Raw genomic sequence first — 23,239 nt, 5'->3', positions numbered from 1 at the left:
GCACCTATGCGCCGGAGGACGCGCCGCAACTGATCAACACGCTGCTGACCGAGCGCTCCGACATGGTGGTGGGCACCAGGCGCGGGGGGGGCCCCCCCCCCCCCCCGGCCGCCCCCCCCCCCGCCGCGGGGCGAGGACTGGCGCGTTCTCTCCGCGTCCATTCATGTAGGGTTCCATAGGTCCGGCTCTCGCCTGAGTGTTGGATCCTTGCGATGCGGAAAAGCGGCCGCATGCCGGCGCAGATGTTGTCTGGAACTGCCTGGCGTTGCTGCAGAGCAGCAACCGCCACCGGTCGCAGGCGCTTGCCTGCGAGTGCAATGCGGCCGTCAGCCATCATTTCAACGACGTTTTGAAGGGGCTATCCGGCGGAGGAAAACGGCATGCCGGGCATGCCGCACAGGAAAGGACAATGACTGACCCACTATCGTCGCCGGCCGGTCTGGGGCCTCCCACTTTTTTGCGCCGTACCTGGCCTGCACCGATGCCGCGCGGGCTTGGCGACCTATATCCGGTTCCCTGTGGAGGCCGCCATGGACATGAGCAACAGAAAGACGCGGTTCAATATCTGGTACTGGGTCGCGGCGTTCGTGGGCGTGATGGTCGTCCAGTATATCTATGCCACGACGCAGCACGTCGCCGAGATACCGTACAGCCAGTTCGAGACCTTGCTGAACGCCGGCAAAATCGCCGAGGTGCAGGTTTCGGACCGCTTCATCCAGGGCCGCTTCAAGGAGCCGCAAGACGGCAGGCCGCTATTCATCACCACACGCGTCGAGCCGAACCTCGCCCGTGACCTGCAGGAGCACGGTGTCACTGTGACCGGCCAGGTCGAAAGCACCTTCCTGAGCGACCTGCTTTCCTGGGTTGTGCCGGTGCTCGTCTTCTTTGGCCTGTGGATGCTGCTTCTAAGACGCATGGACGGCGGCGTCGGAGGTTTGATGCAAATTGGCAGGAGCAAGGCCAGGGTCTATGTCGAAGCCAATACCGGCGTGACGTTCGACGATGTGGCGGGGGTCGATGAAGCCAAGGCCGAGCTGCAGGAGATTGTGGATTTTCTCAAGAACCCGGGCGAATACGGCCGCCTCGGAGGCCGCATGCCCAAAGGCGTGCTGCTGGTCGGACCGCCGGGCACGGGCAAGACTCTGCTCGCCAAGGCCGTCGCCGGCGAAGCCAAGGTCCCGTTCTTCTCGATCTCCGGTTCGGAGTTCGTCGAGATGTTCGTGGGGGTCGGGGCCGCGCGCGTGCGCGATCTTTTCGAGCAGGCGCGGTCCAAGGCTCCCGCAATCATATTCATCGACGAGCTCGACGCTCTTGGCCGCGCCCGCGGGACCATGGTCGGCGGCCACGACGAAAAGGAGCAGACGCTCAACCAGCTTCTGGTCGAACTCGACGGTTTCGATCCACAGATCGGCGTCGTGCTGCTGGCCGCGACGAACCGTCCTGAGATCCTTGATCCGGCACTTCTGCGCGCCGGCCGTTTCGACCGCCAGGTATTGGTCGACCGGCCCGACAAGCAGGGTCGCATCAAGATCCTGCAGGTTCACATGAGCAAGGCCAAGCTGGCGACGGATGTCGACGCGGAAAAAGTGGCGGCGCTGACGCCCGGTTTCACCGGTGCTGACCTGGCCAATCTCGTGAACGAGGCGACGTTGCTCGCCACGCGCCGCAAGGCGGATGCGGTAATGATGGGAGATTTCAACGATGCGGTGGAGCGCATCGTCGCGGGACTGGAGAAACGCAACCGGCTCCTGAACCCGAAGGAGCGCGAGATCGTCGCCTACCATGAAATGGGTCATGCGCTGGTAGCCATGGCGCTGCCTGGCGTCGACCCGGTGCACAAGGTGTCGATCATACCACGCGGCGTCGGCGCGCTCGGCTACACTATCCAGCGTCCGACCGAGGATCGCTTCCTGATGACACGCGAGGAGCTGGACAACAAGATGGCAGTGCTGCTCGGCGGCAGGGCGGCCGAATGGATCGTATTCGGCCATCTGTCCACCGGAGCCGCCGATGATCTCGCCAAGATAACCGACATAGCGCGTGCCATGGTGACGCGTTACGGCATGTCGGCAAAACTCGGGCACGTGGCGCTGGAAAAGGACCCACGCTCCTTCCTGAGCCCCAACCCGCTCGCCGGCGGACCGCGCGAGCACGATTACGGCGAAGCCGCCGCCGATGCCATCGACGCAGAAGTGCGCGACATTGTGGAGGCCGCGTTCGAACGAAGCGTCAGCCTGCTCACCTCCCGGCGCGACGTGCTGGAAAGGGCGGCACGCAGGCTGCTCGAGACCGAGACGCTCGATGAGACTGAACTTGCGGCGCTGGTCGGAGACGTCTCGACGGCGGATCGTGCTGCGCAGGATAGTTCGCATAAGAAGAAGGCTGTGCTGCAGCCTGCCAGGACCGCGGCTGCAATCCCCACGCGCGGATCGGGGAAATTTCGGACGCAATAATGATGTTTCGGACTGCTCCCGCCGGCATAAATCGCTCGTGGAAAGCCGTGCCGCACGCTATGACGGTGACACGCAAGATCGACATCTAGGCTTTCGAAATCCAGTATGTGTCGGTCACCAACCAAGCGTTCTCGATGCCATTTTTCGGTCGCCCTCGGTGATATTGCGCGAGACGGGTGACCTTGCCTCGCGCAGCCTTGAGGGCGACCATCAAGGCCTTTTCTTCGTCACTGCGCCTGGCTCCGCTGCAGGGGTAAAATCCGCATGGCACAAGTGATCGTACGGGAAACGTATCGCCAGCCCTTTCCAGAAGCATCATGAAACCTCGTCGGTCTTCACCCGTGAACGGCAATGCCATCCGGCCAGCGTCGGACAAATTTGAAAGCCACCGTTCCGGCACGTGCGTCACTCCGGCAAAGGCGATCACGACATCGAGGTCTGGCAGATCAATGGCCTGCGTTGCATCACCGCACGTCACTTCGACGTGCGCATAATGAGCAAGATTGCCTTGCGCGCGACGAGCTAGTTCTTCGTCGATCTCATATGCAATCACGCGTCCTTCAGAACCCGTCAGTTCAGCGAGGATCGCGGTGAAATAGCCGACACCGGCGCCCACCTGAAGGACGGTCTGGCCGGGAGTGATGTTCAGATGGTCGAAAACCAATGCCCAAAGCGACGGCAAGCCGCTGTTCAGTCCGCGTTTTTCGTCAAGCAAGACCAGAACGTCGTGGTAGATCTCATGAAGCGCGGCTGAAGGGCTGGTATGGACCGCCCCGATTTGCAGTCTCGAATGGATACGCCATGGCCCGTCGCCAAGGTAGTGTTCGCGCGGAACCCTTGCAAAGGCCTCGATGACCGCAGGATTGTGCAAGACAGGTGATGCGACACGCAGGTCTTCGGCAAACCACCGGCGCGCTACACTAGCATCGATTTCTGCTGGCATAGAGTATCGGCTCCCGGATTGCGCGTACTCCATCATGCTCTCAGAAAACCGAGTGACGGCAAAGGGCGCCTATCCTCGTATGGACGGGGCGACGCGCGCTGTCCGTTTGCGACCGAGCGCGGTCTCGCCGAGCGCCTTCCGCGAGACCGTAAACCGTGGCGATATGGAAGAACACTCTGCCCGACGATCATATCGTCCGGCTGGCGAGCAGCCTTGTGAGCCAATCCGGATCCATTTCCGGCACGGAGGACAGAAGCCGTTCGGTATAGGGGGCATGCGGCGGCGTGAGAATTTCGCTCTTTAATCCCTGCTCAACGACTTTACCCTGGTGCATGACCACAATTTCGTCGGCGATCGCCCGCACGGTGGCAATGTCATGGGTGATGAAAATGTAGGTCATGCCGAGCTCGCGCTGAAGCCGGATCAAGAGCTTCAGGATTTCCTCTTGCACAATCTGGTCGAGCGCGGACGTGATTTCGTCGCAGATTATCAGCTCCGGATCGGCGGCCAACGCCCGGGCGATGCAAACGCGCTGCTTCTGGCCTCCCGACAGTTCGGCCGGCAGACGATCCAGGTAAGTTTCGCTCATCTCGACCATGTGCATGAGTTCGCCGATCCGCCGATCCCGTTGTGCACCCTTGAGGCCAAGGTAGAATTCAAGCGGACGAGCTATAACTTCTTCGACTGTCTGGCGCGGATTTAGGGCGTTGTCGGGCATTTGATAAATCATCTGTATGCGTCGCAGGATCTCTTTTGGGCGCAACTTCACGGTCTTGGAAAGGGCCTGGCCGGCAAAGGAAATCGACCCCGAAAGCGGGGGCAGCAGGCCGGTAACGACGCGAGCGAGCGTCGATTTGCCGGAACCGGACTCGCCGACCACAGCCACTGTTCTTCCGCGTGGAACTTTGATGGAGACATCCTGGAGCACCTTAACCGCCCGGCCGTAGGCCGCGGTGACGTTGTCTATCGTAAGCAAATATTCATCGGCCGGAACTTCGGGCTTGGCGAGCTTGCGCACGGCCCAGAGCGTCTTGGTATATTCCTGGGTGGGCGAGGCGAGCATCTGGCGCGTTTCTGCCTCCTCCACGGTTAGTCCATGGCGCAAAACCATGATGCGGTCCGCCATTTGCGCCACCACCGCCAGATCATGCGTCACATAGATTGCAGCGGTGTTGAACTCCTCCACGATGTTGCGAATGGAGGCGAGAACTTCGACCTGCGTTGTCACATCGAGCGCCGTCGTTGGCTCGTCGAAGACGATGAGGTCCGGACGGCAAGCCATCGCCATCGCGGTCATCGCCCGTTGCAATTGTCCGCCGGAAACCTGGTGAGGATAGCGAAAGCCAATGGTCTCCGGATCTGGAAGCTGAAGACGCCGATAAAGATCGACCGCACTCCGGTTCGCTTTCTCTCGGCTGGCAATCCCATGCGCCACCACGGTTTCGACAGTCTGATCGAGGAGTCGGTGGGCCGGATTGAAAGAGGCCGCCGCGCTTTGCGCGACATAGGCGATACGGGAGCCTCTGAGGCGACGCCGCCCTGTTTCGCTTAGTGCCAGAAGATTGATCCCGTCGAACAGGATCGAGCCCTGTGTAATACGGCAGCCCGGCTTGGCGTAACCCATCGCCGCGAGGCCAATGGTGGATTTGCCGGCGCCTGACTCGCCGATCAGGCCAAGAACGTCCCCCCGCTTCAGCGCCAGATCGACCCCGCGGACAATGGGATACCACCGCTCGTCCGAGAAACCCTCCACATGCAGATTGCGGATCTGAAGCAGATCCTTGCCTTTTTCGCGCAATCCGGGAGCGCTATTTTTCATCCCGCAACCCGCTTGTTGCATGCAGGAACCAGTCCACGACGAAATTCACAGAGACCGTGAGGAGGGCAATCGCGCCGGCCGGCAGCAGCGGCGTGACATCGCCGTAGGTGATCAGGGTCGCATTCTCGCGCACCATCGATCCCCAATCGGCGGTCGGTGGCTGAATACCGACCCCCAGGAAGGACAGTGCCGCGATCGTGAGGAATACGAAGCAAAATCGCAAGCCGAACTCCGCGACCAGCGGCGGCATCACGTTGGGAAGGATTTCCTTGGCGATGATCCATTTCGGGCCTTCGCCGCGCAATCGCGCCACTTCGACATAGTCCATTACCGCCACGTTAAGCCCGACGGCGCGTGCGAGCCGAAAGACACGGGTAGAATCGAGCAGCGCAATGATGACTATCAGGCTTGTGATCGACGAGCCGAAGATCGAAAGCAGCACCAGGGCGAAGATAAGGCTTGGGATCGACATCAAGACGTCCACCGCACGCGACAGTATCTGGTCGAGCCATCCTCTATACAACGCGGCAAGAAGGCCTAGCGAGACGCCGACTGCGAAGGACAGCAATGTAGTCGCGACGGCTATACCGATGGTGTTGCGCGCACCGTAAATCAAGCGTGTGAGCATATCGCGGCCGAGTTGGTCGGTACCCAATTTGAACTGCTGGTTCCACGGTGCGAAGGCCTCGCTGAAGACCTGTGTTTCGCCGTATGGGGCGATCCAGTGCGTGAAGACCGCAACGACGACATAGCCAATGATCACGAGGATGCCGAACCAGGCACTGAAGGGTGCCTTCTTCAGCGCCGTTTTGGCCCGGGTGGCGCGCGAGCGCCTCAGCCTGTGAACCTGCGCGATGGGTTCGTAGCTGGTCATCGTGGATGCAAGAGCCTGGGATTGGTGGCGATGGAAATGATGTCAGCGGTCAGATTAAGGAGGATATAGGTTGCCGCGAAAATCAAGGCGCAAGCTTGGACAACCGGAACATCCCTTGATTTGACCGCGTCGACCATCAGCTGACCGATGCCGGGATAGACGAACACCACTTCGACGACGACCACTCCGACCACGAGATAAGCAAGATTGAAGGCCACCACCGTGACGATCGGAGCCCATGCGTTGGGCAAGGCATGCCTGAGTACGATGGCCATCGGCGAGACTCCCTTGAGACGCGCCATGTCGATATAGGGGCTTGCAAGCATGTTGATGATCGCCGCTCGTGTCATGCGCATCATGTGTGCGACGATGACGAGCGTAAGCGTGGTCGCCGGCAAGGCTACTCTCCAGACCTGATCCCAGAACGGCGTCTGGTCGTTCACGTTCGACAATGTCGGGAACTTGGGAACTGCGTTAAGTATCCAGTTCACTGACACTGCAAGCCAATGCGGCAGGGATTGTGCGAACTCGGAGCCGATGAATGTGTCGCGCGAGATGACCAGGTAGGCAAGCATATAGGCGACGAAGAACTCCGGGAACGAAATGGTTGTCAGCGTCACTGCGTTCACCAGCCGGTCGAACCAGCCATTGCGGTGGAGCGCAGCGAGGATGCCCAGTCCCAGGGCGAGCGGAACTGCGATCAGCGCGGTCATCGATGCGAGGAACATCGTATTGTAAAGGCGCGGCGCGATGATCTCGGCGACGGTGCGCCGATATCCGGTGCGGCTCGCGAACGAAGAGCCGAAATCCCCGTGGAGCATCTGCCCGACCCAGACGAAATAACGCTCGACAGGCGGACGGTCGATGCCAATTTCTCGCTGGAAGGCGGCGACCGTTTCGGGTGTCGCGGATTGTCCGAGCATCGCCTTGGCGAAGTCGCCCGGCAGCATTGCAATCGCAGAGAAGATAATGATGGAGACGATGAACAGCGTGACCAGGCCGAGGCCAAGGCGCTGCAGAACCGTTCTTGCGACCGGGTTCATTTGCTCGCGTTTCCCGTTGCCGTCGCTGCCCTGCCGGCAGGGCACGCGGCTGCAAGCCGAAGCCCAGTAGCCATCGCGGGTCCGGCCCGCTCTCTCACGCAGTGGCGATCCACCAGCGTTCGGCCATCTTCAGTCCGTCGTTCTCCCAGTTCGGCGCCACTTCGCCATGTGCGAGCTTATTGGATTTGGCGCTGACGAAGTTGTTGAAGACCAGCACGATGCTGCCGCCATCATCATGCGTCAGTTGCTGCATCTCGGCATACATTGCCGCCCGCTTGGCCTCATCCGTCTCGGCGCGCGCCTGGACAAGCAACTCGTTGAAGCGGGGATTTTTCCAGAACGACTCGTTCCAGCTGGAATCGGCGGCGAAGGCTTGCGTGAACATCCAGTCGGCCGTCGCGCGACCGCTCCAATAGGAAGCGCACCAAGGTTTCTTGAGCCAGACATTGTCCCAATAGGCGTCCTCGGCCTCGCGCACGACGTTTACGTCGATACCGCACTGGGCTGCCGTCTCGCGGATCAGCGCAGCCGCGTCCACCGCGCCTGCAAAAGCGGCATCGGCGACCGAGAGGTCCACCTTCAGTTTCTCCATTCCAGCCTTTTTCAGATAATGCTTGGCTTTCTCCGGATCGAAACTGTGCTGCGGCTGCGGATTGGTGGCGAATTTAATCGCCGGCGCGATCGGGTTGTCATTGGCCACAGTGGCGTGACCGAGAAAGATCTTGTCGACGATCTCCTGACGGTTGATCGCCCACTTTAAGGCCATCCGGACATCCGCATTGTCGAACGGCGCCATCGTGACATTCATCGGCAACGTATAATGGCCATAGCCGGTGACCTCGACGATCTCCACCTTGGGGTTGCGTTTCAACATGCCGAGGGTCTTGAGGTCGGCGCGGCCGATATAGTCTACCTCCCCTGTCGATAGCGCGGCCATGCGAGCGGCGAGATCGGTGATGGCGATGAACTCCACCTCGTCGAGATAGGGTTTGCCGTTCTTGAAGTAGTTCGGATTGCGCTTGAGTTTGGCCGAAACGCCGGGCTGGAAATTCTCAAGCACGAAAGCGCCGGTGCGAACGCCCGATCCCCAATCCGCCTTGCCGTCCTTGGCCGGCATGATGACCAGATGGTAGTCACTCATGATGTAGGGGAAGTCGGCGTTGCCGCTTTTCAGCGTGAAGACAACCGTTTCGGGGCCATCCGCCTTAATGCTGGCGACGGGCTCAAGCAGCGGCTTCGCCGCCGACTTAGTTTCGTCGCCCATATGATAGCGAAGCGAAGTCACGACATCGTCCGCCGTCACATTCTTGCCGTTGTGGAAGGTTGCGCCCTTGCGAAGCTTGAAGACCCAGGTTTTGGCGCCATCGGACGATTCAAAGCTCTCGGCAAGGTCCGGTTGGACGTTGCCTTTGGCGTCGACCTCGGTGAGGCTGTTGGACATCGAGCCTGAGAACGCTGTCTGTGTGAAGGTGTCCGGGTAGCCGGCCGGATCGATCGAATCCGTCGTCGCGCCATGTGCCATTCCGAGCTTGGCGAAGCCGCCCTGCAGCGGTTCGGCGCGGGCCGTGCTGACGAAGAGCTTATCCGCAGCGGTGACCGTCAGCCCAGCGGCCAGCCCAAGATTAATGAAATCGCGACGGGAAATCTTGCCGCGACCGATCAGGCTTTGAGCGATAGCAAGCTTGTATCCAGATTCTGACATTTGACTCTCCCATTGCGGATTTTCCGCGTTCTTGTTCGTCACGCACCCTGTGAAGAAATCTGCCCGTTAGCCGCGATCATCATTTCTGCTACTCTTCGAATCCGTACCTCAATCAGGCCGTCACATAGATGCTGCCCGCCTCGACCGTTACTGGAAATGTGCGCGCACGAACGGACGGATCGACCAGGGCCGCGCCTGATTTGATGTCAAATTCCCAGCCATGCCAGGCGCAGCGCACGATCTCGTTTTGGCGGTGATAGATGAACTGCGCCTCTTCGACCGGTGCAGTTGTTCCACATTGCGGCCCCTCGCAAAGGGGAGCGCCGCGGTGCGGACAAACATTCAGCAGCGCGTGGAATGAATCTCCGATGCGAAAAACGCCGACCGAAAGGCTGCGGATCTTGGCGATGAAGGGAGATCCGGTTTCGATCTCGTCGACTCTACAGATGTATGTCTTCTCGGGCATCGTCTGCTTCCTCAGGCAGCATTCGCCGCTTGCGCGCGCGGGATGCGCTTGTAAACCTCCAGCGCATTCAGCCCCATGATCTTGCTCTTCCAGGCAGGAGGGATTTGCAGCGTGTTGGCATCGTCATAGTCCCAATGCGGATAGTCGGAGGCAAACATCAGCGTATTTTCGCCGTCCATCGCCTCGAGAGTGGACCAGAGATGCTGAATATTTGCGGGCTGCTCCAGCGGCTGCGTGGAAAAGCGGATATTTCGCCGGCAATATTCGGACGGCAGCATTTTCAGCCATGGCGTCTCTTTGCGTAGGGCTTTGTAGTCGGCGTCCAGGCGCCACAATACCGATGGCACCCAGGCGACGCCGCATTCGATGACCACGAAGTAGAGGTCCGGCCATTTTTCGAAGACGCCATGCGCAATCATGCTTGCGACATGCGAAATGGCCGACATGTGCAGGATGGCATGGGTCTCCCAGAAGAATGTCGTCGGGGCCGGAGCAATCGCGGTCGAATTCACGCCACCATGGCCGCCCAGATGAATGGCAAAGGGCAGCCCCACCTCGGCGCAAGCCTCATAAATTGGATGGTAAAACGGATCGCCATAGGGCTTGACGGAGCCTTGCGAAGCGAGAACCTGAACCATGCGCGGGTGATTGCCCAGACGGCGTATCTCGGCGGCCGCGAGCTTCGGATCCTGTGGCGCGACGATGATCGAGCCCATGAAGCGATCGTCCTTCGGCAGCCATTGGTCGATCTGATAGTCATTGTAGGCGCTGACGAGGGCGCTGGCATAATAGGGATTGGCGAGGGTGGAAGCCTCGATCGGCTCATCGCCGGTCAGGATCGCCACATCGACCTTGTACTTGTCGAGGTGTTTTTCCTTCATGATGAGATAGTTGTCGGCTTCTGTTTTCGGACGGACGTCCTTGCGTGAGAAGTCCTGCGGATGAAACCAGGGACGATGGCCATGCGGGAAGGCGCCAACGGGACCTGTCTTCTCGCCTTCAACGAACATGTCCTTCCAGAGGCCGGAAAGGTAAGGCTCCAATACAGTCGCGCTCGACCAGTAATTGTGACAATCGCAGTCGACTATGAACACGTTGCTCAGCTCCGTAGCTTCAGCCTGGTCGATCTGCCGGCCGATTTCACCGCGTGCAGCTTCCGCCTTGAGTATTGTTTGATCAAGCTTATGATCCTGCGCAATATGATCGACTTTTTCGATCGGAGGTCATGTGCAGCTAGATCACATCGAAACCTTTCTCGACATCATCGAGTCGCGAAATTTCAATCGTACCGCCGACCGGCTGGGGTTGACCCAGTCGACGATCAGCACCCGCATCAAGAATCTGGAGAGCGCGATCGGGTCCGAGCTCTTTCTGCGCGGGCGCGCCGGCGCTGAGCCGACAGCCGCCGGGCGGCGGTTCGAAGCCTATGCCAGATCCTTGCTGTCGACGTGGTCGCAAGCTCGACACGATGTGCGAGCGTTCAACCGTTTCGAGGGCACGTTGCGCATCGCCGCACAGGTGGGCATGACCCGTTCGGTCCTGCCGGGATGGGTCGAGACACTGTGCCAGGCGCTTCCAAAATCCTCGATCCATGTCGAGTCGGACTATTCGAACCAGATGGTCAGCGACCTAAGCATGGGAAATCTCGATATTGCCGTGCTTTATGCGCCTCGCTACCTGCCTGAGATCGCCTACGAGCATCTGATGGTCGAGGAATATGTGATGGTTTCGACGGCTGCCAGAACGCTGTCCGATGTCGACCCTGAAACCTACATTCGCCCAGGCTACACCGCGGTGCTGGAAAAGACGCACGCAGAGCTGCTGGCCGAGCTGGCGATCTGTCGGCTTTCGACGGGATCGGAAACTCTGGCGGAGATCATGCTGCGGCGAACGGGCGGCACCTGCTACATGCGCAGCGACGATGCGCGCCGGTTCACGGCCGAGCTCCCATCGTTCCTCGTCGAGGGAGCGCCGACGCTGCACCAGCCAGTCCACACCGCGATCCTTGCGCGCCGCAAACACGAACCCATTATTCGCAAGGGCATCCGAGCTCTCCAGGTGGCTGTAATGTCCCTGGAAGTGTAATCGAAATTGCCGATCATAACGGCAGGATTGCGCGGCTGTTCAGCGGGGTTTGAAGTGGCATCTTGGCTCCACTTCAAACCCGAGTTGAATGATGAATGCTTACGCGGCCTTTGCAGCCTCCGGCTTCGCCCCAACAAAGCTTCACCGGGAGTGGGCACAGACCACGCCGCAGCTTGTGCTCTGCCGACGCATGATCGACGAGACGCACGATGTGAAAACATTCGTTCTCACACCCGCTTCAGATCGGATGTTCTGCTTCAGCGCTGGCCAATATGTTGTGGTGCACCTGAGGATCGAGGGGGCCGCGGTGACACGCTCCTACTCTGTTTCATCACCGCCGACGCGACCGCTCGACCTGCAGATCACCGTGAAACGGACGCCGGGCGGGCTCGTTTCGAATTGGCTCCATGACAATTTGAAGCCGGGCGATGGGATCGAGATCGAAGGGCCGCTCGGCTCGTTCAATCTCGACGATCTGCCGCATGCAAAGTCCCTCTTCCTTTCAGGTGGCAGCGGGATAACTCCCGTCATGTCGATGCTGCGGGCATTTACCGACCGCGCAGCAAACCAGGATATCCACTTCATTCATAGTGCGAGAACGCCGGACGACATCATTTTTCGGCTCGAACTGGACGCACTTGCCGCTCGCTTTCCCAATGTTCATGTGACTTGCATTTGCAGTCATGGAGACCCGGCCTGGACGGGTCCAACCGGGCGAATTAACAGTGAGATGCTCCTGACCTTGGTTCCCGATCTCCATAGCCGCACGATTTTTGCCTGTGGGCCGGAATCCTACATGAAGGCTGCACGCAGCTGCCTCGATGCAATCGGGCTCGCCCCTTCACAGTATCATGAGGAGAGCTTCGGGGGCGGCAACATTTCGCGTTCGCTATCGGATTCAAAGGTTTCGTCTTCGGTCCGCTTCGCCCGCTCCGGCCTTGCATATCACTGCGCGCCCGGAGAGACCCTGCTGGAAGCGGCGCGCCAATGTGGCGTCTATGTCCCAACCGCTTGCCAGCAGGGAGTTTGCGGTACGTGCCGGATCGCCAAGCTGTCTGGCGAAGTCGTCATGGATGACCTAGGCGGACTGACCTTGGAGGACAAATCGGCAGGCTACATCCTGGCGTGCTGCAGCCGCCCACAAGGCGACATTTTGCTTGATCTATAATTGTACCCATCGCGGAACGAAATCGGGCAGCCTTTGCGTTCAACGACCAAGCCATACTACTGCGACCGCACGTGATTAGGTCTCGGAACCCGGATGGGCTCGCCCGATTTCTGGCGCAGCTCACGCTGGGCATCGCAAGCGACAAAAGTCCTACCCAGCAATACGCTTGAGCTATCATTCAGCCGTTGCATGGGATCGACCTCGACACAAAGAGGCGCGGCAATTCGGCTCCAGCTACACCGTCGCGGCCGGATCAGGGGCGTTGCGGTTGAGATGAACCGCAATCGAATTACGGTTCACCAGGCGAGCCGCGAGGACACGGTGTTCAAACGGTGCGGTGTCGCCAGCCAGCCTCTTCAAGAGAAGCTCGGCTGCCGTCGCCCCGATCAGATGCGCCGGCTGCGCGATGGCTGTGATACCTTGGGCCACGAACTGCATCCAGTCGAGATCGTCGAAGCAAAGCAGCGAAACCTCTCCCGGAATCGCAAGCTTCAGTGCGGATGTCGCCTCCAGAACGCCTGTCGACATCACACCGTCGGCGGTAAACAGGGCGGACGGCGCATTGCGCATTGTCAGCAGATCGAGTGCCTCCTTTCGGGCTGCCTCGCTGGAATAGACCGCCACGCGGCGGATCAACTGTGGATCCGGCGAAATGCCCGCAGCGCGATGGGCTTCGAGATAACCCAACAACCGTTGCCAGCTTGGATGATGGTAGCGAACGTCGGAGCTGGAGAGATCAGCGTTTGTCACAAAGGAACCAACATCATCGCGTTGGTCCGGCCCGAGTTCCGCCAATATTCCGATGCGGCTGTGTCCGGCGGCGATGATCGCCGCTATGCTGCTACGCGTTACAGAAACGTTATCGACCACGACCGAATCGGTTTCCATGCCCGCCACGATGCGGTCGAACTGCACGACGGGACAGCCGGCCGCGACTGCGTCACGAAGATGATCCGGCTTGTCCAAGAAGGTCGATGAGACGACTAAACCATCGACCTGCTTTTCCAACAGCAGCTGCACCGCCTCTCGCTCGAGTTCGGCATTTTCGTCACTATTCGTAACGATAACCCCGAAGCCGCCACGGCGCGCGACGTCCCCTATTCCGCGCAGCACGCTTGCATAGAATGGGCTTTCGATGTCGCCTACGACAACGCCGATAGTCTGGGTCTTACCGGTGATCAGGCCTTTGGCCAGGCGATTGGGCCGATAACCCAGCGCAGATGCCGCGGCGCGCACCTTCTCCTGGACCTCAGGGCTGCTGTACCCGTAGTCACCAAGCACGCGCCCAGCCGTGGCAGAGCTCACTCCAGCCCGGCGAGCGACTTCGATGATAGTTGCGTTTTTGGATCTTTGAGTCACCCAGCAAGTCCCGCCGACCATGCAACGTCGTGGCGACGAACTAGCGGCAGTTAGGCACGCCCCGCAAGGCCGAACACCGCAGAACCCGCCGCTGCGCACACCATTTGAATTACAGCACCTCCGACAGAAAGCGTCGAAGACGCGGGCTCTGCGGATTGTCGAATAGGTCTTCTGGCCGGCCTGCCTCGACGATCCGCCCCTCGTCCATGAACACGACCTGGTTCGCGACCTTGCGAGCGAAATTCATCTCGTGTGTAACGACCACCATCGTCATCCCGCCCCGCCCGAGGTCGGCCATCAAGTTCAGGACACCTTTGACCAATTCTGGATCGAGGGCGCTGGTGACTTCGTCGAACAGCATAATTTCGGGTTCGAGCGCGAGCGCACGCGCGATGGCCACCCGCTGCTGTTGCCCGCCCGAGAGATTGGCCGGCCGATGGTCCTTGCGCTCCAGCAGTCCGACTTCATTTAGCCTCGCCAAGGCCGCGTCATTAGCCTCCTCGCGCGACATGCGTCTAACTTTGCGCAGCGCCAAGGTGATGTTGGCGAGCGCGCTACGGTCGGGGAACAGATTGAACTGCTGGAAAACCATGCCCACACGCCGCCGGAGTTGGTCAGGGGTCTGCTTGTAGATGCTTTCGCCGTCGAGCAGAATGTCACCGGCTCGGCATTCTACGAGACGGTTGAGGCAGCGCAGCAAGGTCGACTTGCCCGATCCGGACGGACCGATGAGGCAGGTGACGGTCCCGGGCTCCACTTTCAGACCGACGTCATGCAGCACCTGGACGGCGCCGTAGGCCATGTCGATATTTTTGACCTCGATGCCGCCACCCTTGAAGCGTGTGGGCGCTGCTGCAGGCAACGTCGCTGCTCCCGGCATGACGGCTTCGGCAAGCTCGGCGACCTCTTGGAGGCCACTCTGCACGGCGGTTATTCGTTTGCCGACGCGCATGCGCGCGTCGATGTAGTTGACGAGATGGGTCAGCGGCACCGTGATCACGAGATAGAACACTCCGGCCAGCAATAGGGGCGACAAGTTGCCGGTCAGCACAGCCTGGTCCTGGCCGACGCGGAACAGTTCGCGTTCGGAGGCGAGCAGACCAAGGAAATAGACCAGGCTGGAGTCTTTGACATTGCCGATGAACTGGTTGACCAGTGCAGGCAGGACGCGACGGATGCCTTGCGGGATCACCACCAGGCGCATGCCTTGGCCATACGTCATACCGAGAGTGCGCGTGGCGTCGATCTGACCCCGCTCGACGCTCTGAATGCCGGCGCGGAAAATCTCCCCGATGTAGGCTCCGGCGATCAAGCTGAGCGCCAGAATGCCCAGCGGATAAGGCGATGGACCGAACAGATCTCGGCCCAACCGCGCGAAGCCTTGGCCAATGATCAGGATTGTGACAATGGCAGGAAGCCCACGGAAGATATCGGTGTAGACTCGGGCAAGGAGTTTCAGCGGCCGGTTCTCTGAAATCCCCATGACTGCGAGGACGATACCGATCAGCGTCCCGAAAAACGTCGAGGCAAGGGCCAGGATCAAAGTGTTCTTGAGGCCGACCATCACCATGTTTGGCAGAACTTCTGCCATCGCCTGGAAATCAAGGAAGCTGCGGGCGAAGGTATCGAACCAGCTCATATCAAGTCCATCTATAACTCGGCCGGGCACCGTTGCTGACGGGCCCGGCCGGAAACGAAAATGAATACGCGCGAATTTACTTCTTGGGCAGATATTGATCCGGCATCGGAGTGCCCGGGAACCACTTCTCATGCAGCCGTTTCCAGGTGCCATCGTCCATGGCCTCGCGCAGCGCCTTGTTGAGCGCCTCGCGGAAGGCATCGTTGCCTTTCTTGACCACGAACCCGGCCGGCGCGTCGAAGGACGGCACGTTCATTGTAATCTTCAGGTTCTTATAGCGCTCCACATACTGCTTGGCCGACTCATAGTCAGTGAAATGGCCATCAATCGTCCCGTTATTCAGCGCCGCCACCGCAGTGTTGTTGTCGGGAAATTTGACAATGTCGCCCTTGAGGTTCTTCTCGGCATAGATTTCCTGCAGCGTTCCCTGGATCACGCCGATGCGCTTTCCGGCGGTGCTCTCATTGCTCGTCAGTGCCGGATCCGCCGAAATGATCGACAGGTAGCCGGCGAGATAGCCGTCGCCAAAATCCACCGTCTTCTTGCGCTGCGCCGTTGTGCCGATGGCGGCGACAGCTACATCGAAGCGGCCGTTGGCAACGGAGGGCAGCAGCGCCGAGAATTCCTGGCCGGTGAAAACGACCTGCTCCTCCTTGAACCCGAGCCGGCGCGCCACATCACGGAAGAGTTCGGCGTCGAAGCCGGTGAAGTTACCGTTGGTATCGGTGAAGACATAGGGTTTCGCATCGCCCATGGTTCCGACGCTGATCACCGTCGGGTCGATGAGGTTATAAGGGTTGTCCGCCGCGTTTGCCTGAGTTGACGAGGCCAACGTGCCAAGTCCTGTCAACAGCGCGATCGTCAGCGCCAGACCGGATTTCAAAAGTAGGCGCCTGCTCGAATTCGTGTGCATGTCTTCTCCTCTTACGATTGGCCGAACTCGGCCTTGCGATCCCACTCGACGTCTCATCTATCAAAACGCTCTTGGACGGCGTTCGGCCAGGAAGGTGAGAACGTTATCATTTTCTCTAGCATTGTCCATTTCTCGCGTCAATTGTTTCGGAGAATTTCGCAGCTAGATGGTTTTCCAGTCTTAAGCCTGGGGGATCTCCGGCGTCATCTTTCCTAGGTCGATTGCTGTCGCATGGCCGATTGCCCCGTAGTACCGGCAGGTAGCAGCAGCCGCCTCTGCGGCATGGCCGAGAATGTCTTGAGGCGCCTCTTTCTTAAGCAGGCCGAATAGCGTTCTTGCGATGAAGGTGTCGCCCGCGCCCAGGGTGTCGACGGGTTTGACCAACCGCGCCGGGGTTCGGTAAGAGACGGTGTCGCCGTGAAGCACCGCGCCGGCTCGACCACGAGTCACAAGAACCCACTTTGAACCACGTGCAAGCAATTCGGCCGCGATTGCGGCCAATTCCTTGTCGTCGAGACCGTCACCCGAGACACAAGCCAGATAGCAATAGGGTCCAATCTCGCGTCGATGTCCCGGGTCCCGTCGCGTGGAAAAATCATAAGACAACAGTGACTTACTTGATACAGCGGCAACCCACGGGTCCAAACCGCTGGACTGGCCGATGTGGACGGCCTGAAAGCCCGAGAGAAAATCCAGATCTTCTTGCGTCGGCGTAAACACCGAAACTCCGAGATCGAAGTCCAGGAAAATCCGATCGGCGTTGCGGTGACCTATGAGGCAGTAAGCGGTCGGTCCCTCGAGACGCCGTAATCGGGTGATGTCCACGCGCTCCGACGCCAGTGCAGTGCAGATAAGGTCCCCTGCCCGGTCTTTGCCGATCGCTCCGACATAGGCCGATCGCCCGCCGAAGCGGCTGACATAAACCGAGACATTGAGGCAATTTCCACCAGGATACATCTCGTCGCGAGCAAGATAACAATCGACCACGTTATCGCCTATCGCGGCAATCTTGACCATTGCAGGACTTTCAGTTTAAAGGGTGTGATAACGTTCGCACAGTGGCCGCCCACCTGTCAATTGTGGGCCCGCCCCTAGCTCTGCCAACGAGACGAGGAAGCTCATGATTTCCGCCCTGCCCTCCGACGTGGAACGCGCCCTGACCGCTACGGCGGGCACGCAGTTTTCGCACCTATTCCTCGTGGCGTGCGGCGGTTCGCTCTCGATCATGATGGCAGGCAAATACTTCGTCGACCGTCACAGCGGCACATTCGCCTGCGACATCTACAACGCGGATGAGTTCGTCTGCCGAGACCCGCGACGGTTGGGACCTGACGCGCTCGTTGTCCTTTGCTCGCAGACCGGCACCACCCGCGAAACTGTGCGAGCGGCCAATCATGCAAAGGATCGAGGCGCAACGACAATCGGCATGACGCTCGACCAGATATCGCCCCTCGCGCTGGCGGTCGACCACGCAGTCGCCTACCAGGCCTCCTACACGACGGGCAAAGCAATCGATTCAGCCTGCAGCAACTACGGCGTGCTCTATATGTTGCTCGCCGGCCTGATCGATGCTCGGGAGGATGCCGGGCTAACTGCCGATCTGCTGACGAGCCTGAGCCATCTTCAGCCGGCGATCGAGCGTGCGCACCGGACCTATGCCGACCGGTTTCAGGCCTTCGCCCCCCGTTTCGCGCCGCGCAATGCGATCTACACACTGGCCAGCGGTGCCAGCTATGGTGCGGCCTATTCGTACGCCATCTGCGTGTTGATGGAGATGCAGTGGTACGATTCGCAGGCCATACACGCCAACGAGTTCTTTCACGGCCCATTTGAGGTGGTCGACCGGGATACTTGCTTCGTGGTCTTGCTGGGTTTGGACGAAACGCGGAGCCTTCCCGAACGCGCCCGAGACTTCCTTTTCAAGTACGGCAGCCGGGAAAACGTCCTGGTGCTCGATGGAGCGGAACTCGACCTCAGCGGTATGTCCGAACACATCAAACCCTATCTCGTGCCCTTGGTGTTCTTCGACACGCTTTGGCGTTTTGCCTACGAGCTGGCCGCCCTGCGCGGCCGTCCAATGCTTGAGGGCCGGCGCTACATGAAGAAGCTCACCGACTATTAATTCCGCCGCGCTCTGCAGCCATCTAACAACTCCCAGCCCGGCTTCTGCGAAGAAGGATTTCTCTATGACCGCATCACCAAAGCCGCGCCATGTTGTTGTTATCGGCGCGGGCATCTTCGGCATCTCTTCCGCGTTGCACCTTGCTCGTCTTGGCCTTGATGTAACGCTTGTCAACGACGGCGCGCCAGCCAACGGTGCATCCGGCCGTTCACTTTCCTGGCTGAACTCAGCGCGACGTGCGGACACTGCCTACCACCGCTTGAGGCTTGCAGGCATCGACCGTTATCGGACCCTGGCCGCCACAAGGCCGGAAACGGGATCGTGGCTTCGCTTTGACGGCGGCCTCACCTGGGATGCGGATGACGAGACGAACCAGATCGCGTCCGTCTGCCAGTTGGAGCAGGATATTGGTTATGACGCGCTTCTGCTCGGCCCTGCCGAAGTCGGTGCAGTGGTGCCCGGCGTCAACGCGAGCGCAATTACCCCCCAGGGCGCCATCTTCAATCCTGGCGAAGGATGGGTTGACCTGCCGTCTTTGATCAGTCTGCTGCTCAATGAGTTCCGCTCCCGTGGCGGCAAGTTTGTTCGGGACGCTGGACGCGTCCGGATAGATGCCACAGGTGGTCGCGCGCGTGGCGTCGTCACTGCCGACGGTGTGCCGGTAAAGGCGGATGCAGTGGTCCTTGCGGTCGGGCCAGCGACGCCTATCATGCTCGCAGAGATCGGAGTTCGTGTCCCCGACGCCACGCCAATTTCACTTCTCTTGAAGACCAAGCCGATCAAGACCGAGCTCTGTGCCGTGCTGAATACGCCCCGCGTGGCGGTTCGCCCGACGCCGGACGGCGCACTTGTTTTGGATTCGGCGTGGTCGGAGGAAGAAGTCGTGGTCAACTCTGACGGAACCTACACCGTGCACGACAAGACCGTCAAAGGACTGCTCGAGGAGGCTAGTGCGGTGCTCGAGGGCAATCCGCGGCTCCAACTCGCTGCCTATGCAGTTGGCCCGAAGCCCATCCCCGGCGACGGCGAGCCAGTGCTTGGCTGCGTCGAGACCGTTGCCGAACTTCACGTCGCCTTCAGCCACAGCGGCGCCACGCTTGGATTGATCGTCGGCGAATTGCTTGCCAAAGAAATCGCCTCTGGCAATCCGCATCCCATGCTTGCAACGTTCCGCCCTAATCGTTTCAGCTGAAAGGGCAATTTGGGGCAAGGCCGAACTGTCCAGATGGGTCGCGGGCCTGGGGAAGAGCCGCGTGATCGGGTTGTCGTGCTACGGCAACAGAGACGGCGAGAGGTCGGCGCTGCGCCTCCAAGCGCGAACGCCCGAAGAAGAATGCCCCGCAAACTATGGTCAGATAGCCACTCGCGATCCACTGGAGTGCGATAACCGCGACAAGTTGCGCAAGATTCCGCCCGCAAAATCAGACACTGCGCATGATCAGAAGCCGTTGCTCCAGAACGATTTCACCTTGTCAAGAGACGGCCCGCCTTGCGGCGTGCGAGGGGTCGGCAGTGACTTGACCAAGCCTTGACCAAGGGGCAGGATTGCGCCTATCGTCGCGTGCAAGCGCGATTGTCGAGCAATCTACACTCAGCTCGGTAATGAACACGGCTCGCCACGTTGACCCGACGCGCGCAAGGACAGGAAAATGACCATCACGGTGAAAGTTGGCGAGGCCAAAACGCATCTCTCGGAACTGCTTTCAAGGGTAGAAGCCGGCGAGGAGGTGATTATTTCGCGCGGCAACGATCCCATCGCTAAACTGTCGCGGATTCAACGGCGCAACGATGTCGAAGCCGTGATCGAAGAGATCAGCGCTGCCCGCGCTCGCGCCAAGCCCGTGACGCAGGACGAAATTCGGGCCTGGCGCGATGAAGGGCGTCGCGCTTGATGGCGATCATCGTCTGATGCCTTTCGTTGTCGACTTTTCCATGGCCGTTGCCTGGATTCTTCCTGATGAAGACAGTGAGGCGGCGGCCGCCCTGATGCGACGATTGCCGGGAGCAACGGCGCCTGTCCCTTCCCTGTTCTGGCACGAGGCGCGTAACGTCGTATTGATGGCCGAGCGGCGTGGCCGCATCGCGGCGGGCGAAGCTGCCACCACCATGGCACGGCTGCGCCGATTGCCGCTGGAGGACGCCGGCGGCGGGTCGGACGGCGCAGTGCTGACATTAGCGGCTTCGCACGGGCTCAGCGCCTATGACGCCGCCTATCTGGCGCTGGCAATCGAAACCGAGTTGCCGCTGGCCACCCTCGATCGGAAGCTCGCACTTGCCGCACGCCGCCAGGGAGTCCAAATTCTCGGGCCGCTCGCGAATGGCAATTGACCTCTTCGCTCGACCACCTGCCTATGTTGTTCGACGTGCAGAAGTCTTTGACGCTCTCGATTCCGTGCTGACTCTGGACCTCCGCGACTTTCTCGCCGAAGAAACCCGAGAAGATCGGAGGTAGACCGCACCGAAGAGTCTCTACCTTGTTGGAATCAGATGCAGTGCAGACTTCCCGCCCTTCACGGCCGCCGCTGACAGCTTGCGGTCAAAGCTGGCAAGTTGGCCGCCGCGCGCCTTGGCGAGCGCGAGAAGGTACGTAGCCGTCACCTGCGCCGAGGTCAGGATTTTGGCTGCATCAATGTCGCCGGAGCCAACCAGGCTCACATCGCGGGCCAGAAGCTGTGCCCGTGCAGGGTCCGCAACTTGGTAACGATTCGCGCAACAACAGCTGGTGAGCCGGGAGAATTGGGATATCTTTGGTTGCCGACGATGCGCAGGACGCCGTTTTCGGTGATGGGACACGTAGCCATGCCGAGTTACCGGTCTCTTCGAACTCCATGCGCGTCGTCATGGGCGACGTGGCCAGGATCTATCAGTGCGATCAGCACATTGACATCGAGCACGTCACGGCAGTTCGTCTCGCAAGGCGTTGACCGTCTCAAGCGTGACGGGAGGTGCATCCGGCCGAGGCGACAGTAGAGGAATCCCGTTGCGCTCGCCGCCGGCTTGAGGCCGACGCAGCGAGCGCCGGGCGAGATCGGTGATGACCTCGCCGAGGCTGCGATCCTGCTGCCGGGCGGTGGCCTTGGCTGCAACCAGGACATCGTCATCGATCGCCAGTGTGGTTCTCATGTTGCCCTGCTTGGTGCGCATCAAACATCACGCATCATATAAAATAGCGACGTCGGATACTCAAACGATGCGAATACCCGGCGGACTTGGCGTGAACGCATTTTGTGCCGGAAGGATCGTCGCTTCACGGCTTCAACCTTTGTATGCGACGAGAACTGCGCCCGCTGCAATCAGTGAAACGCCAAGCCAGTTCGGCAGGGACAATTGTTCACTTAGGAAACCCACTCCGAATACTGTGTCAAGCGCGCCGCTTAGCCTGGCGTCACCGAGCAACTCCCCCTCCCACAATGCAGCATCAGGGCTGCGGTCACATATCTTGATTGTGTTTGCCGACGTCAGCCAGCTCCAGCCACGTCGACAACAGCCTTGATCCGACCGGACTTCTGCTGCGCCCAGATCGCAATATCGCGTGGGCTGTCTCGCAGGGTAGTGCGATGGGTGACGAGTCGGTCGATTGGTATTTTTCCAGCGCGGATCGAGGCAATGACGTGCTGGAAATCGCTACGCGTCGCGTTGCGACTGCCGATCAGCATCATTTCCCGCTTGTGGAACTCTGGATCTGAGAAGGTTATGTCGTCCGGCACGACGCTGACCATCACCATGACGCCACCATGGGCAACATAGGCAAAGGCAGACTGCATCGAACGGCTGTTCCCCGTGGCGTCGAAGACGACGTCGAAACCTGCTCCCGCAGTTCGCTCCGCTATCGTTTCGACGATCGATCCCTTCGACCCGTCGATCACCAGGAAGCCCAATTGTCTTGCGGCAAAGGCCAGCCGCTCGGCATCGACGTCCATGACGGTCACGTTGAGTTGCGCTATGCGCGCAAAAAGCGCGGTGCCAAGGCCGATCGGCCCGGCGCCGATAACCAAGGTGCGAATGCCCGGCCCCGCCATGGATCTGCGCACCGCGTGAGCACCGATGGCCAGAAACTCGACCGTGGCAGCCTCGACCGGTGACAGGCCGGCCGCTGGTATCAAGTTCTGCGCCGGCACGAGAATCTGCTCGCTCATGGCACCGTCACGGTGCACGCCAAGCACCTCGATCGACATGCAGCAGTTCGGCTTTCCCTGGCGGCAGGCGGCACAATTTCCGCAGGCAAAATAGGGGTTGACGAGGATTTGCTCTCCAACCGACAGGTCCACCGGCGCGTTGATTGCCGCGATTGTTCCCGAAACCTCATGGCCCATGACGCGCGGATAGGCGAGATAAGGATGCCTGCCCTCGAAGATGTGGAAGTCGGTTCCACATATCCCGACATAGGCGACATTGATCAGTGCCCAGCCTTCGGGCGGAGTGCCTGGTGCCTGCTGCTCCTCAAACACCAGCCTGCCCGGCTCAGCGCATCGCACGACTTTGATGGTGGGGCCCATGACTATAATTCACCCCCTTGCTAAGCTGGAGTCCGGCAACAGGAAGTGGGGGGGGGGGGGGGGGGCCCCCGCCGCCCGGGGGGGGGGGGGTGTTTAAAAAATACGAGGCCGCCCCGAAAATGAGGGGGGTTGTATGTGTGGGGGGGGGGAGTATTAT

20 protein-coding genes and 2 pseudogenes are annotated in these 23,239 nt (G+C 60.1%); 7 read left to right on the top strand and 15 right to left on the bottom strand.

Annotated elements, in window-relative coordinates:
- Window positions 1–530 precede the first annotated feature (530 nt).
- The gene (gene ftsH, locus NKH90_RS31590) at window positions 531–2,453 is read left to right on the top strand and encodes an ATP-dependent zinc metalloprotease FtsH (protein ID WP_352823078.1); all 1,923 of its coding nucleotides are present in this window, start codon (window positions 531–533) and stop codon (window positions 2,451–2,453) included.
- A gap of 85 nt (window positions 2,454–2,538) precedes the next feature.
- On the opposite strand, the gene NKH90_RS31585 is transcribed toward ftsH, so the two are convergent.
- From NKH90_RS31585 to NKH90_RS31555, 7 genes are all read right to left on the bottom strand, one after another.
- On the bottom strand, window positions 2,539–3,396 hold the full coding sequence (locus tag NKH90_RS31585) for a protein-L-isoaspartate O-methyltransferase family protein (RefSeq protein ID WP_352823075.1): 858 nt from the start codon (window positions 3,394–3,396) through the stop codon (window positions 2,539–2,541).
- 187 nt (window positions 3,397–3,583) lie between these two features.
- Window positions 3,584–5,215, bottom strand: coding sequence for an ABC transporter ATP-binding protein (locus NKH90_RS31580; RefSeq protein WP_352503726.1), 1,632 nt, complete (start codon window positions 5,213–5,215; stop codon window positions 3,584–3,586).
- Window positions 5,205–6,089: an ABC transporter permease gene (locus NKH90_RS31575; RefSeq protein ID WP_352503725.1), complete on the bottom strand. Its 885-nt coding sequence runs from the start codon at window positions 6,087–6,089 to the stop codon at window positions 5,205–5,207. Before NKH90_RS31575 ends, NKH90_RS31580 begins: the two co-directional genes overlap by 11 nt.
- Window positions 6,086–7,132 carry an ABC transporter permease gene (locus NKH90_RS31570; protein ID WP_352503724.1) on the bottom strand — a complete coding sequence of 349 codons (1,047 nt, stop codon included), beginning with the start codon at window positions 7,130–7,132 and terminating at the stop codon, window positions 6,086–6,088. The genes NKH90_RS31575 and NKH90_RS31570 overlap by 4 nt, the downstream gene beginning before the upstream one ends.
- A 94-nt stretch (window positions 7,133–7,226) precedes the next feature.
- Window positions 7,227–8,834 carry an ABC transporter substrate-binding protein gene (locus NKH90_RS31565; protein ID WP_352823071.1) on the bottom strand — a complete coding sequence of 536 codons (1,608 nt, stop codon included), beginning with the start codon at window positions 8,832–8,834 and terminating at the stop codon, window positions 7,227–7,229.
- Between the two features lie 112 nt (window positions 8,835–8,946).
- Window positions 8,947–9,300 carry a Rieske (2Fe-2S) protein gene (locus NKH90_RS31560; protein WP_352503722.1) on the bottom strand — a complete coding sequence of 118 codons (354 nt, stop codon included), beginning with the start codon at window positions 9,298–9,300 and terminating at the stop codon, window positions 8,947–8,949.
- A gap of 11 nt (window positions 9,301–9,311) precedes the next feature.
- Entirely contained in the window at window positions 9,312–10,394 is a 1,083-nt protein-coding gene (locus tag NKH90_RS31555) for an amidohydrolase family protein (RefSeq protein ID WP_352503721.1), read from the bottom strand.
- 133 nt (window positions 10,395–10,527) lie between these two features.
- Between NKH90_RS31555 and NKH90_RS31550 the strand changes: the two genes are divergently transcribed.
- Together NKH90_RS31550 and NKH90_RS31545 are read left to right on the top strand one after the other, a co-directional pair.
- The gene (locus NKH90_RS31550; RefSeq protein WP_352503720.1) at window positions 10,528–11,385 is read left to right on the top strand and encodes a LysR family transcriptional regulator; all 858 of its coding nucleotides are present in this window, start codon (window positions 10,528–10,530) and stop codon (window positions 11,383–11,385) included.
- A gap of 91 nt (window positions 11,386–11,476) precedes the next feature.
- A complete protein-coding gene (locus NKH90_RS31545; RefSeq protein WP_352823069.1) occupies window positions 11,477–12,553 on the top strand; it encodes an FAD-binding oxidoreductase in 1,077 nt (358 codons plus the stop codon).
- 234 nt (window positions 12,554–12,787) lie between these two features.
- Here the strand turns inward: NKH90_RS31545 and NKH90_RS31540 are convergent, their stop codons facing one another.
- From NKH90_RS31540 to NKH90_RS31525, 4 genes are all read right to left on the bottom strand, one after another.
- Window positions 12,788–13,933: a LacI family DNA-binding transcriptional regulator gene (locus NKH90_RS31540; RefSeq protein WP_352614842.1), complete on the bottom strand. Its 1,146-nt coding sequence runs from the start codon at window positions 13,931–13,933 to the stop codon at window positions 12,788–12,790.
- 88 nt (window positions 13,934–14,021) lie between these two features.
- Window positions 14,022–15,551 (bottom strand): amino acid ABC transporter permease/ATP-binding protein, encoded by a 1,530-nt coding sequence (locus tag NKH90_RS31535; RefSeq protein WP_352823082.1) that lies wholly within the window; start codon window positions 15,549–15,551, stop codon window positions 14,022–14,024.
- Window positions 15,552–15,627: 76 nt separating this feature from the next.
- Complete coding sequence (locus NKH90_RS31530) at window positions 15,628–16,464, bottom strand: ABC transporter substrate-binding protein (protein WP_352614840.1); 837 nt, start codon at window positions 16,462–16,464, stop codon at window positions 15,628–15,630.
- A gap of 180 nt (window positions 16,465–16,644) precedes the next feature.
- Window positions 16,645–17,481, bottom strand: a complete 837-nt coding sequence (locus NKH90_RS31525) for a PfkB family carbohydrate kinase (RefSeq protein ID WP_352771831.1) — start codon at window positions 17,479–17,481, stop codon at window positions 16,645–16,647.
- 103 nt (window positions 17,482–17,584) lie between these two features.
- On the opposite strand from NKH90_RS31525, the gene NKH90_RS31520 reads away from it, so the two are divergent.
- From NKH90_RS31520 to NKH90_RS31505, 4 genes are all read left to right on the top strand, one after another.
- Window positions 17,585–18,586, top strand: a complete 1,002-nt coding sequence (locus tag NKH90_RS31520; protein WP_352474449.1) for an SIS domain-containing protein — start codon at window positions 17,585–17,587, stop codon at window positions 18,584–18,586.
- 64 nt (window positions 18,587–18,650) lie between these two features.
- On the top strand, window positions 18,651–19,778 hold the full coding sequence (locus NKH90_RS31515; protein ID WP_352823065.1) for an NAD(P)/FAD-dependent oxidoreductase: 1,128 nt from the start codon (window positions 18,651–18,653) through the stop codon (window positions 19,776–19,778).
- Between the two features lie 457 nt (window positions 19,779–20,235).
- Window positions 20,236–20,478 (top strand): type II toxin-antitoxin system Phd/YefM family antitoxin, encoded by a 243-nt coding sequence (locus tag NKH90_RS31510; protein WP_352467423.1) that lies wholly within the window; start codon window positions 20,236–20,238, stop codon window positions 20,476–20,478.
- Window positions 20,459–20,914 carry a type II toxin-antitoxin system VapC family toxin gene (locus NKH90_RS31505; RefSeq protein WP_352823062.1) on the top strand — a complete coding sequence of 152 codons (456 nt, stop codon included), beginning with the start codon at window positions 20,459–20,461 and terminating at the stop codon, window positions 20,912–20,914. Before NKH90_RS31510 ends, NKH90_RS31505 begins: the two co-directional genes overlap by 20 nt.
- Window positions 20,915–21,055: 141 nt before the next feature.
- Here NKH90_RS31505 and NKH90_RS31500 read toward each other — a convergent pair.
- From NKH90_RS31500 to NKH90_RS31485, 4 genes and pseudogenes are all read right to left on the bottom strand, one after another.
- Window positions 21,056–21,537 (bottom strand): annotated as a pseudogene (locus tag NKH90_RS31500) (TA system VapC family ribonuclease toxin).
- Window positions 21,482–21,709, bottom strand: coding sequence for a CopG family transcriptional regulator (locus tag NKH90_RS31495; protein WP_352817828.1), 228 nt, complete (start codon window positions 21,707–21,709; stop codon window positions 21,482–21,484). The pseudogene NKH90_RS31500 and the gene NKH90_RS31495 overlap by 56 nt, the downstream one beginning before the upstream one ends.
- A 132-nt stretch (window positions 21,710–21,841) precedes the next feature.
- Window positions 21,842–21,943, bottom strand: a pseudogene (locus NKH90_RS31490) (EamA family transporter); the annotation flags it as partial.
- Window positions 21,944–22,044: 101 nt separating this feature from the next.
- The gene (locus NKH90_RS31485; protein ID WP_352823080.1) at window positions 22,045–23,070 is read right to left on the bottom strand and encodes a zinc-binding alcohol dehydrogenase family protein; all 1,026 of its coding nucleotides are present in this window, start codon (window positions 23,068–23,070) and stop codon (window positions 22,045–22,047) included.
- Window positions 23,071–23,239: the final 169 nt, after the last annotated feature.

The organism is Mesorhizobium sp. M0898, assembly GCF_040319695.1.
Taxonomy (GTDB): domain Bacteria; phylum Pseudomonadota; class Alphaproteobacteria; order Rhizobiales; family Rhizobiaceae; genus Mesorhizobium.
This window is presented reverse-complemented; position numbering and strand designations above follow the sequence as displayed.